This is a genomic window from Pseudoduganella sp. UC29_106, from assembly GCF_044055365.1.
Lineage (GTDB): Bacteria > Pseudomonadota > Gammaproteobacteria > Burkholderiales > Burkholderiaceae_D > Rugamonas.
Genome location: NZ_CP171977.1, coordinates 2,814,541 through 2,826,484, shown reverse-complemented (window position 1 = coordinate 2,826,484; position 11,944 = coordinate 2,814,541). Strand labels below are relative to the sequence as shown.

Sequence of the window (11,944 nt, the reverse complement as noted above, 5' to 3'; positions counted from 1 at the left end):
TTGGCCTGCGCATTGCCCGCGCTGGGCGCGCTGGTCCTTTTCATTGCCCATTTCAGCCTGCCGCAGGCGCCCGTTGATGAGCAAAGGCTGGCGCAGGCCATCGCCGTTTCCCTCGATCGGGAGCTGCAGGCGGTCGAAGGCGCCGCGCGGACGCTGGCGGCGGCTCCCGGCCTGGCTTCCGGCGACTATGCAGGCTTCCACAGCCAGGCTTCCGCCCTGCTGCGGCCAGGCTTCCCCGTCCAGCAAGTGCTGCTGAGCGACGCCAGCGGGCAGGTGCTGGCCACCACCCGCGATGCCCTGCCCCGCGCCGCCAATGCCACCCGCCTGCAACCGGTTTTCGCCCAGGGCCAGCCTGCTCTGACGCGCCTCGCCGCCGGTGGGCCGCTCGCCCTCGACTTTCCCATCCCCCGTGAAGGGCAGCCCGCACTGGCCGTGACCATGCTGCTCGCGCCCACGCTGCTGGACGATCTGCTGGCCAATCAACCGCGGACGCCCGGCGTGACGGCTACCGTGCAGACCGCCCAGAACCAGACGATCGCCAGCAGCGCCGGCGCCGCAGCCGGCACGCCAGCCCGGCCGCCGGCCACGGCCACCTACCGCAACAGCCCGACTGCGCCATGGCAGATAACAGTCACCGTCCCCGCCCCGCCCAGCGAAACCAGCTACCTTGCCCTGCTGGCTATCGTCGTCGGCCTGATGCTGCTGGCCGGTTTCGGCCTGGCCTGGAACATGGCCGGCCGCATCAGCCGCTCCATCCGCGCCCTCAGCGAGCCGGCGCGCGCGCTGGCGGAAGGCACGCCGCTGAACATCCAGCCCATGAACTTCCGCGAAGCGAACGAGGTCGCAGGCGCCCTGCAGCAGGTGGAAAAAGACCTCACCCGCCACCGTCAGGAACTGGAACAGCTGGTGCATGAACGCACCCGCCAGCTGGAAGACAATAACGCCCTGCTGGAAACGATTTGCGCCTCTGTCCCGGTCGGGCTGAGCTTTGTCGACACCGAGTTGCGCATCCTGATGATCAACGATTACCTGGCCGCGCTGAATGGCATGAAAGTCAGCGAGCAGCTGGGCAAGCGCTTCGATGAACTGATCCGCGATCCGGACCTGCTGGCGTCCGTCAACAACGCCTACGCCCTTGTGCTGGAAACCGGCAAGCCCGTGACCGGGACCAGGATGAGCGGCCGTTCACTGGCGCGCCCGGAGCGGGACAGCCACTTCGACGCCAGCTACTACCCGGTATTCGCCAGCGATGGCCGCATGGTCGGCATCACCGGCCTGCTGGTCGACATGACCGAGCAAAAAGGCACAGAAGAGGAGCTGCGCCGTTCCAAGCAGCTGTTCATGTCCGTGCTGGAGAACATGCCGGCGGTCGTCTTTGTCAAGGAAGCGCAAACGCTGCGCTACGAGCTGCTGAACCGCCAGGGCGAGCAATTCCTCGGCCGCCAGCGCGAGGAAGTGCTGGGCAGGCAGGATATCGACCTGTTCCCGTCCCAAATGGCAGCCGGTTTCGAACAGGCGGACCGCCACGTGCTCAACTCCGGCATCGAAATGCTGATCAAGGAAGAAGAAGTGCGCCGCGGCGATGGCGAGCAAACCTGGCTCACCACGCGCAAGGTCGCCCTCTACGACGAAGGAGGCACGCCTGCCCACCTGCTGGGCATCTCGCTCGACATCACGGAGCGCAAGCGCGCGGACGCGGCCCTGCTCAGCGCATCTCAGCGCCTGGAACGCAGCAATGCCTTCCTGCGTACGGTGACGGACAACCTGCCGGGCATCGTCGCCTACTGGGATGCCGACCTGCGCTGCCACTTCGCCAACAAGTTCTTCCTTGACTGGTTCCGCAAGTCGCAGGAGGAGACGATAGGCGCCCACATGTCCGCCCTGCTGCCCGGCTTCCTGATCGAACAGATCCAGCCCCAGCTCAACGCGGTGCTGCATGGCGCGCCGCAGAACTTCGCGCGCGAGATCGCACTGCCGAACGGAGAACTGCGCTACGCCTGGATCAACCTGATACCGGACCTGTACGACCACGAGGCCGTGCGCGGCTTCTATGCCCTGGCTTCGGACGTGACGGAACTGAAGCGCGGCGAACTGCGCCTGCAGGAGCTGAACGAACAGTTGATGCGGGCCCGCGACCGCGCCGAGGCGGCCAGCAGCGCCAAGAGCGAGTTCGTAGCCAATATGAGCCACGAGATCCGCACGCCGATGAACGCCATCGTCGGCCTGGCGCGCCTGCTGGAAGAAGCGCCGCTGGAACGGCGTGAACGCAGCTATGTGGGCAAGATCCAGATGGCGACCAGGTCGCTGTTGGGCGTGGTCAACGACGTGCTGGACTTCTCCAAGATCGAAGCCGGCCAGCTGCGCCTGGAGCAGACACGCTTCAACCTGGAGCACCTGCTGGCCAATACCGCCATGCTGGTGGCCGGCAGCGCCTGGGACAAAGGCGTGGAACCGGTCTTCAATATCGCGCCCGGCCTGCCGGCCGAACTGGTGGGCGACGCCATGCGCCTGCACCAGGTGCTGCTCAACCTGATGAGCAATGCCGTCAAGTTTACCGAGCACGGTGAAGTGGTGCTCGGTGTGCGCGAAGCGGAGCGCGACGGTCCGCGCATCACGCTGGAATTCTATGTGCACGATACCGGCATCGGGATCCCCTCCGACCAGCAGTTGCGCATGTTCGATGCATTCTCCCAGGGCGACAGCAGCACCAGCCGCAAGTATGGCGGCACAGGGTTGGGACTGGCCATTTCGCGCCGTCTGGTGGACCTGATGGGCGGCGTGATCAGCGTGCAAAGCCAGCCTGGCACGGGCTCCACGTTCCGCTTCGTCTGCCCCTTGCTGTGCGCGCCCGGCACGCCGCATGCCGAGATTCCGCCGGCTTTGCAGGGCTTGCGCGTGCTGGCGGTGGACAACAACGCCAGCGTGCTGCATGCACTGGAAAACGCCGGCGATGCGTTGGGCTGGATGGTGTGGACGGCAGAAAGCGCGGCCGAGGGCTTGCGCACGCTGCGCACCCTGCACGGGCACAAGCAGAAGATCGACCTGCTGGTCATCGACAGCGCCATGCCGGAGGCCGACGGCATCAGCATGCTGGTCGAGGCGCGCAGCATCCCGGGCCTGGTGCTGCCGCACGTGATCGTGATGGCGGCCGAGCATTCGGCCGAGGACCTGCGGCCGCTGGCCAGCAGCCTGCAGATCGACGCCGTACTGTCCAAGCCTTTCACGCCGAACCAGTTGCAGGCGGCCGCGCTGGAATCGCTCACCGGCGCTGCGCCAATGCCCGAGCAGCCCAGCCGCACGCCGCTGGCGGGCCGCTTGGCCGGCATGCGCGTGCTGCTGGTCGAGGACAATGAAATCAACCAGGAAATGGCGCGCTATATCCTGCTGCATGCCAATGCGCAGGTCGAAACAGCGTCCAACGGCGAGATTGCGGTCGAAATGCTGCGTGCAGCGCCGGGACGGGCCGACGCGGTGCTGATGGACTTGCAGATGCCGGTGATGGATGGCTATGAGGCCACGGCCGCGATCCGCGCCATGGGACTGGCGGACCTGCCCATCATCGCCATGACGGCCAACGCCATGCAGGAAGACCGCCGCCGCACCATGGCTGCCGGCGTGAACGCCCACATCGCCAAGCCCATCGATGTGGATGAACTGATCGCCACGCTCACCCGCCTCGCCGGCCGGGCCCACGCTACGCCCACCACGCCGCCGCACCACTCCGCCGCTTCGGCCGAACACGCGCCGCTGGACGGTATCGACCTCCACGCCGCACTTGGCCGCATGGATGGCGACTATCCCGCCTTCGTCACCCTGCTGAAGCGCTTCGAGCGCTCTCAGGGCGCTACCGTGGCCGAAGTCAACGAGCTGCTGGCCGAAGACAAACGCCATGGCGCACACCTGGCCCTGCACCGCCTCCGCGGCGTGGCCGCCAACCTGGGTGCGAACGAGATCGCCGACCTGTGCGCCGAAGCCCAGGCCGCACTGGCGGACGAGCAGGACAGCGCCCTGTCCGCACTGCTGCAGGACCTGGATGACGCAATCGGCACCGTGGTCGCCACTGCGCGCAGCCTGCCGCAACCCGGATACGCCGCTGCCAGCGCCGCAGGCGAAGCCGGACCGGAAGACCTGAACGCCGCGCTGGCCGACCTGCTTTCCCTGCTAAGGAACAGCAATATGAAGGCGCTGGCCTCGTACAAGGCCTTGCGCAGGCCGATCGCGCATGCAAGCCCCGATCTGGCGCCGGCGCTGGCCGAAGCGATCGACACGCTCGATTTCACGGCTGCCGAACATCTCGTCAAGGAGCTATTGAAAAGGAGGGAATGGGCATGAGCTGGGGCGACCAGTCGCGCAATGGACGTATCCTGATCGTGGATGACGCCATTGAAAACATCCAGATCCTGAACCATGTGCTGGGCGAGGAGCATGAGCTGCTGTTCGCCCTGAATGGTGCGAAGGCGCTGGAACTGGCGCACGCCCAGCAACCGGACCTGATCCTGCTGGATGCGGTGATGCCTGGCATGGATGGCTATGAGGTCTGCGCGGTGCTGCGCGCCGAGCCGGAGGTGCAGGATATCCCCATCATTTTCGTCACGGCGCTGACCACGCCGGAGGATGAAACGCGAGCCCTCGAGGCGGGCGCCGTGGATTTCATCACCAAGCCATTCAATATGGCCGTGGTCAAGGCGCGCGTACGCACCCACCTGACCCTGAAGCGGCAGTCCGACGCCATGCGCGAGCTCACGCTGACGGACGCGCTGACCGGCGTCGCCAACCGCCGCAGCTTCAACGATACCTTCGGCAACGAGTGGCGGCGCTGCGCACGGGCTTCAGCGCCGATGTCCGTGATCATGATCGATATCGACCACTTCAAGAGCTATAACGACGCTTATGGCCACCAGGCGGGCGACGCGTGCCTGCAGGCGGTCGCCAGCGCCATGAAGCACTGCGCGGGCAGGCCGCAGGACATGCTGGCGCGCTATGGCGGCGAGGAGTTCGTGCTGCTGCTGCCCAATGTGGCGGCGCAGGGCGCCGAATCGGTTGCCCAGCACATCCTGCAGGAAGTGCGCACGCTGGCCATTCCGCACCGCATGTCAACGGCGAGCGAAATCGTCACCGTCAGCATCGGCGCCGCCACGCAGGCGCCTTGCGAGGGCGGCAATCCGGAAATGCTGATCCGGACCGCCGATAGCCTGCTCTACCAGGCCAAGAAGAGCGGACGCAATCGCTACTGCGCCGCGTAACGGTTGTACGGTTTGGCCCCAAAGGGGCTGTAGGGCGGATCATTGATCCGCCGTGCATGCGCCGCCGTCGGCTCAAGCCCCGGCAAAGGAAGTCTGCGTCGCGAACCGCTCCAGATGATGATCCACGTCGCCGAGCGTCAGCCCAATCATGGTCAAGCGCTTGAACCAATGCGCCGCCGGCAATTCATCGGTCACGCCCATGCCCCCATGCAGCTGCACCGCCTGCTGTCCCACAAACCTGGCCGCCTGCCCCACGCGCACCTTGGCTGCCGACACCACCCGCCGGCGCTCCTCCGCATCGGAAGAAGACACCTTCACCGCCGCCAGCATCGCCATCGAGCGTGCCTGCTCCAGGTGGATAAACATATCCGCCATCCGATGCTGCAAAGCCTGGAACTTGCCGATCGGCGCCCCGAACTGCTGGCGCGTCTTCAGATACTCCAGCGTGGCCGCGAAAATCGCATCCATCGCGCCAATCGCTTCCGCACACAACAGCGCATTGCCATAATCCGTCGCCGCCTCCAGCACATCCCAGCCAGCGCCAGCGGCTGCCAGCAGCGTCCCCTGCGCATTCTCGAAGCGCACAGTCGCCGCCCGTTGCCCATCGAGCGTGCGGTAATCCGTCACGGACACACCGGCCGCATCGCGCGGCACCACATACAGTGCAATGCCATCCTGATCGCGCTGTGCACCGCCAGTGCGTGCGGACACAATGAACGCCCCCGCCTGACCGCCATGCAACACCACGGTCTTGGTCCCACTGATAACATGCGCCGGCGACGCCACGGTGGCGACATCGGCCAGGTCATGGCGCGATTGCTGCTCGCCCAGCGCGCAAGCCAGCTTCAGCGACCCCTCGGCCACCTGGGACAGCAGCGCCTCCTGTCCGCCAGCCAGCTTGAGGAACTGCGCCCCCATCACCGTGGCGAAATACGGCTCCACGACCAGCCCGCGCCCCAGCTCCTGCATCACGACCAGCATATCGACAGCGCTGCCATCGAAGCCGCCCTGCGCTTCCGGCACCGGCAGCGCCGTCATGCCCAGTTCAACCAGCGTGGCCCAGGCTTCGTCCGACACTCCGGCGTCCGAATGGATGATCTTGCGGCGCTCCTCGAAGGTGTAATCCTTGTCGACCCAGCGGCGCAGGGCGTCGGCAAACTGCTGCTGCTCTTCCTTGAAATTGAAATCCATGCCGTCCCCTTACAGTCCCAGGATCATCTGGGTGATGATATTTTTCTGAATCTCGTTCGACCCGCCATAGATGGAAGTCTTGCGGAAGTTGAAGTAGTAGCCCGCCAGCGGCGCGGCATCGTCATCGCCGCCTGCCGCGTGCTCGCTGCGTCCCTCCAGGTAATCCGGATCGAAAGGCAGCGCCTCCGGGCCGGCCGCTTCCATCATCAGCTCGGTCAGCCATTGCTGGATCTCCGAACCGCGCACTTTCAGCACCGAAGCCTGCGGACCCGGCCCCTGGTGTTCCTGCGCGATGGTGCGCAGCACCGTCACTTCCAGCGCCATCAACTCGATTTCCACATTGGCGACCTTCGACGCAAACAGTGGGTCCTGCAGCAGCGGCTTGCCGTTGCGCTGCTGGCGCGAGGCCAGTTGCTTCAGGAATGCCAGCTCGCGCTTGGAGCGGCCCACGGCTGCGATGCCCGTGCGTTCATGGCCCAGCAGATACTTGGCATAGGTCCAGCCCTTGTTCTCCTTGCCGATCAGGTTCGCAACGGGGACTTTCACATTGTCGAAGAAGACCTCGTTCACCTCATGCTCTTCATCCAGCATGATGATGGGGCGCACGGTGATGCCCGGCGTCTTCATATCGATCAGCAGGAAGGAAATGCCCTCCTGCTTGCGCACGGTGGAATCGGTGCGCACCAGGCAGAAGATCATGTCCGCATGCTGGCCCAGCGTGGTCCAGGTTTTCTGGCCGTTGACGATGTAATGGTCGCCCTGGCGCTCCGCCATCGTCTTCAGCGACGCAAGGTCGGAACCGGAGCCAGGCTCCGAATAGCCCTGGCACCACCAGTCGTCGCAATTCAGGATGCGCGGCAGGTAATGCGCCTTTTGCTCCTCATTACCGAAGGCCATGATGACGGGCGCCACCATATTCACGCCGAACGGCAGGATGGCCGGCGTGCCGGCGCGGGCGCACTCCTCTTCCCAGATATGGCGTTGCGTTGCGTTCCAGCCGGGACCGCCGTATTCGACCGGCCAGGCGGGCGCCGCCCAGCCCTGTCTGGCGGCGATCTTGTGCCAGCGCACGTAATCCTCTTTGGACAGGCGCTTGTGCTGGCGCACCTTCTGCTGCAGATCGGCGGGCAGATTCGCTTCGAGGAAGGCGCGCACTTCGGCGCGGAAACCTTCGTCCTCGGCGGAATAGTTCAAATCCATGCTGTCTCCTGGTTATCGACGTGCGCGGCTTAAAAATAGCACGTTCGTTCCAAAATATTGTACAGCAGTTTTTTGCTCAGATGCCGCAGAGTTTGTGCTTGTTGTCGGCAAAAATCCGCGAAAGCCAGGCGGACACCGCCTTGAAGCGCCCGATCGAGCCCCCGTCACGATGGCTCAGCAGCCATAGCTCGCGGACCACCTCCGCGCCGCTGAGCCGCACCAGGCCCGGCTCCTCATCCAGCAAGCAAGGCAGCAGCGCCAGGCCGGCGCCGGCCCGGCAAGCCTGCACCATCGTGCTGAGGCTATTGACCCGCAAGGCAATGCGGGGACGCGGCTCGATCCGATCCAGCCAGCGCATTTCGGGAAGATTCGACAGCGCCGCCTCGTAAGCGATCCACGGCTGGGCGCCCCAGCAGTTTGGCGGCGCATCGGCAAAGCGCTGCGCGCCGTACACGGCCCAGCCGATCTCGCCCAACTTGCGCATCACCAGTGCTGCGTCCTCCGCGGGCTGTGCCAGGCGCAGCGCAAAATCCGCTTCGCCGCGCGAGAAGGACACATTCTGGTTATCGCCCAGTAGTTGCACATCCAGCCCCGCATGCTCGCATAGCAGGCCCGGCAGCTCGCGCAGCAGCCAGAAGTCGAACAGAAAATCGATGGCGCTGATGCGCACCAGGCCGGCGACCGTGTCCGCCTCCTGCGCGGACGCAAGCAGCATGCTCTGCACATTGCCGTACACGGCCTCGCCATAGTCGACGAACACGCGGCCGGCGCTAGTGAGTTGATAGCGGGTGTTATCGCGGATGAAGAGGCGCAGGTTGAGGGCCTTTTCGGCAGCGGCAATGCGGCGGCTCACGGTGGATGCGTCGAGGCCGAGTTCGCGCGCCGTGGCGCTCATGCTGCCGCAGCGGGACAGGCCGAGGATGAGGGGGATGTCGTTCCAGTCGAAATCAGTCGTCATTGAGGACCCTGCAAATCTGCAAAACGGACGTGCAGCCTTGGGCATTCCCACAGGCAGTTTCCGGACCTAAAGTGATTCCACCAAACATCAACACAAAGGAGCGAATCATGAGCCTGACAATCCAGACCCCGGACGGGGCCTTCCAATGCTACGTGGCCCAGCCGGCCAAGCCCGGCAAGTATCCGGCGCTGGTCGTACTGCAGGAGATTTTCGGCGTCAACGCCGGCATCCGCAGCATTGCAGACGACTATGCCGCCAAGGGTTTCATCGCCATCGCACCGGACCTGTTCTGGCGCGCCGAGCCGGGACTGAGCATGTCCGAGGCCAGCGAAGGCGACTGGGCCAAAGGCTTCGCCCTCTACAGCGCCTTCGACTTCGACAAGGGCGTGCAGGATATCGCCGCCACCATCAAGGCCGCCCGCAGCCATGAAACCGGCAACGGCAAGGTCGGCGTGACCGGCTACTGCCTGGGTGGCCTGCTGACCTTCCTCAGCGCAGCGCGCACCGATGCCGATGCCTTCGTCGCCTACTACGGCGGCGCCACCGAGAAATATCTGGACGAAGCGCCGGACATCGACGGCCCGATGATTTACCACCTGGCCGGCGACGACGAATACATCAACAAGGAAGCGCAAGCCGATATCAAGGCCGCGCTGGCCGACAAGCCCAACGTTACCGTGTACAGCTACCCGGCCGCAACCACGCGTTCGCCCGCCCCGGCGGTAACCACTATCACGCGGCCGATGCCTCACTGGCCAATGGCCGCACCGACGAGTTTTTCAAGCACCAACTTGCACTCTAACATAATGACGAAAGGTTAATCATGGATAAGCACATCGACACTTCCCGCCGCTCCGCCCTGTTCAGCGGTGCAGGCCTTGCTGCCGCAGTCGCCCTGCCCCTCGCCGCCAGCGTGGCCAGCGAAGCCGCTGCTGCACCGGCCGGCGTCAAGAAGAACGCGGCCTACATCACCACCAAGGATGGCGTGGACATCTATTACAAGGACTGGGGTCCGAAGAACGGCCAGCCCATCGTGTTCAGCCACGGCTGGCCCCTGAGCTCCGACAGCTGGGAATCGCAGATGTATCACATGGCGAATAATGGCTTCCGCGTGATCGCCCACGACCGCCGCGGCCACGGCCGCTCCAGCCAACCATGGGACGGCAACGATATGGACCACTATGCGGACGACCTGGCCGCGGTGATCGAAGCGCTGGATTTGAAGAACGCCATCCTGGTCGGCTTCTCCACCGGCGGCGGCGAAGTGGCGCGCTATGTGGGCCGCCATGGGACGAAGCGCGTCGCCAAGCTGGCCCTGGTCTCCGCCGTGCCGCCGCTGATGCTGAAGACGGCCGACAATCCAGGCGGCCTGCCGAAGGAAGTGTTTGACGGGATCCGCGCCGGCTCGGAGAAAGACCGCTCCCAGCTCTACCTGGACATCGCGTCCGGCCCCTTCTACGGCTATAACCGTCCAGGCGCCAAACCGTCGCAAGGCATCATTAATGCGTGGTGGATGCAAGGCATGATGGGTGGCCACAAGAACACCTACGACTCGATCAAGGCCTTCTCCGAAAGCGACTTTCGCGAAGACTTGAAGAAGTTCGACAAGCCGACCCTGATCATCCACGGCGACGATGACCAGATCGTGCCTATCGACGCGGCGGGGCGCGCCTCGGCCAAGATCGTCAAGCAGGCCAAGCTCATCGTGTATCCGGGTGCGCCGCATGGCCTGACCGATACCCACAAGGACAAGGTCAACGCTGACCTGCTGGCCTTCGCCAAATCCTGAGGACAAAAAAATCCGCCGGTGATGGCCTATCGCCGGCGGTGATTCGGGGGTATTAACTTTATTCTTGCTCAGCCAGGCATATAGCCGTGACTGGGCCAGCACAACACGAAGCCGGCTATTTCATCATATCAAGCGCATGTGCCCGTAGCCAATGTATTTTTGCAGTTCATCCCCTCTACACGACCATTCGTCGCATTTCCCCCTCGTTCCGTGCTCAAAGCACTTAGCATTCCGTCATCTCAACCCGGATAAAAGGAATAAAAATGCGCCTGACCATGACTATTGCCGCCCTCGCCATTCTCGGCGGCTGCGTGATTGTGGTGCCCGACGGTCATTCGAAATACGGCTGGTCTTCCAGCGAGTCCATAAAAGGCAATGGCTCCAGCGCGACCGAAACCCGTAACGTTGCTGGTACAACTGCGCTGCGCATCGAGAACCGCCGCAGCGTGGACATGGATGTGGAAGTGCGCATTGGCGGACCGTCCACGCTGACCGTGGATGGCGACAGCAACCTGCTGCCCCTGGTGCATACCGATGTTGAAGGCGATACGCTGAAAGTGTGGACCGATGCGGACTTGCGCAGCAGCGGCCCGATCCGCGTGGTCTTCACGGCGCCGCGCCTGCGCGAGCTGTCGTCCACCGGTTCGGTGCGTGTGGACGTGAATGGCTTGAACGGTGGCGCGCTGCGCGTATCGCATACCGGCTCGGGACACGTGATCATCCGTGGCCGCCTCGATGACCTCGACCTGAACCACACGGGTTCCGGCTTCTTCGCCGGCGAAGGCCTGGAGTCGCGCTCGGCCCATGTGAACATGGTGGGCTCAGGCCGCATCGACGTGGGCGTGGTGCGCGGCGATGCACTGCGCGTGAACAGCACGGGTTCCGGCGGCCTGCAGGGACGCGGCGCCGTGCGCCAGCTGGACGTGCAGGCGCAGGGTTCGGGACGCATGTATCTGACGGACTTGCGCGCCGAAGTGGCGAGCCTCTCCAGCTCCGGCTCGGGCGGCATTGACGCTTACGTGTCGCAGAAAGTGGAGGCGCACGGCAGCGGTTCCGGCAGCATCCAGGTTTCCGGCAATCCGGCTGAGCGCAACCTGTCCGGACGCCGCACCTCCGTTCAGTAAATCGTCAGCTGCAGATCGCGCCCCGACTTTGCGGTATTGCCCGCGAAGTCGGCGGCGTAAAATACGCAGCGTATAGTCGCCGGGCTGCAGGTCGGCGATCTTCAGCAGTCCTGGCGTGGCTTCGCCGTCTTTCAGTGTGCTGTTCAGCGCATACGCGAAACGCGTAGCCTTGCTGCCGTAGACCGTGATGCCACTGTTCGGCGCATACACTACCTTCACGGCTTCACGGTCGCGCGGCAGCTTGTCGTAGGTTTGCGTGATCACCGGCTGCTCGTAGCCTTGCAACGGTTTCCCATCCTTCATCAGCTGGTAGCCCAGCTTGTATAGGCCCAGGCGGCGACGTGCCTGGTTGCCGTCCATCTGATCGAAGGCATCGACCACCACATTGACCGCGCCGAGCGTGCGATCCAGCTGCACCGGCTTGCCCTTCTTCTGCGCG

8 protein-coding genes are annotated in these 11,944 nt (G+C 64.5%); 5 read left to right on the top strand and 3 right to left on the bottom strand.

Going from position 1 to position 11,944, the window contains the following annotated elements; all coding sequences use genetic code 11:
• Together ACHMW6_RS14600 and ACHMW6_RS14595 are read left to right on the top strand one after the other, a co-directional pair.
• A complete protein-coding gene (locus ACHMW6_RS14600) occupies positions 1 to 4,332 on the top strand; it encodes a PAS domain-containing protein (RefSeq protein WP_395407808.1) in 4,332 nt (1,443 codons plus the stop codon).
• A complete protein-coding gene (locus tag ACHMW6_RS14595; RefSeq protein ID WP_395407807.1) occupies positions 4,329 to 5,243 on the top strand; it encodes a diguanylate cyclase domain-containing protein in 915 nt (304 codons plus the stop codon). The genes ACHMW6_RS14600 and ACHMW6_RS14595 overlap by 4 nt, the downstream gene beginning before the upstream one ends.
• A gap of 72 nt (positions 5,244 to 5,315) precedes the next feature.
• On the opposite strand, the gene ACHMW6_RS14590 is transcribed toward ACHMW6_RS14595, so the two are convergent.
• The 3 genes from ACHMW6_RS14590 to ACHMW6_RS14580 all read right to left on the bottom strand — a co-directional run bounded on the left by ACHMW6_RS14590 (position 5,316) and on the right by ACHMW6_RS14580 (position 8,592).
• Positions 5,316 to 6,434, bottom strand: coding sequence for an acyl-CoA dehydrogenase family protein (locus tag ACHMW6_RS14590; RefSeq protein ID WP_395407806.1), 1,119 nt, complete (start codon positions 6,432 to 6,434; stop codon positions 5,316 to 5,318).
• Between the two features lie 9 nt (positions 6,435 to 6,443).
• Positions 6,444 to 7,634, bottom strand: coding sequence for an acyl-CoA dehydrogenase family protein (locus tag ACHMW6_RS14585; protein ID WP_395407805.1), 1,191 nt, complete (start codon positions 7,632 to 7,634; stop codon positions 6,444 to 6,446).
• Between the two features lie 76 nt (positions 7,635 to 7,710).
• On the bottom strand, positions 7,711 to 8,592 hold the full coding sequence (locus ACHMW6_RS14580) for a LysR family transcriptional regulator (protein WP_395407804.1): 882 nt from the start codon (positions 8,590 to 8,592) through the stop codon (positions 7,711 to 7,713).
• 107 nt (positions 8,593 to 8,699) lie between these two features.
• Between ACHMW6_RS14580 and ACHMW6_RS14575 the strand changes: the two genes are divergently transcribed.
• From ACHMW6_RS14575 to ACHMW6_RS14565, 3 genes are all read left to right on the top strand, one after another.
• The gene (locus tag ACHMW6_RS14575; RefSeq protein ID WP_395407803.1) at positions 8,700 to 9,413 is read left to right on the top strand and encodes a dienelactone hydrolase family protein; all 714 of its coding nucleotides are present in this window, start codon (positions 8,700 to 8,702) and stop codon (positions 9,411 to 9,413) included.
• A gap of 2 nt (positions 9,414 to 9,415) precedes the next feature.
• Positions 9,416 to 10,381 (top strand): alpha/beta fold hydrolase, encoded by a 966-nt coding sequence (locus ACHMW6_RS14570; RefSeq protein ID WP_395407802.1) that lies wholly within the window; start codon positions 9,416 to 9,418, stop codon positions 10,379 to 10,381.
• 263 nt (positions 10,382 to 10,644) lie between these two features.
• The gene (locus tag ACHMW6_RS14565) at positions 10,645 to 11,505 is read left to right on the top strand and encodes a GIN domain-containing protein (protein ID WP_395407801.1); all 861 of its coding nucleotides are present in this window, start codon (positions 10,645 to 10,647) and stop codon (positions 11,503 to 11,505) included.
• The last annotated feature ends 439 nt before the right edge of the window (positions 11,506 to 11,944 follow it).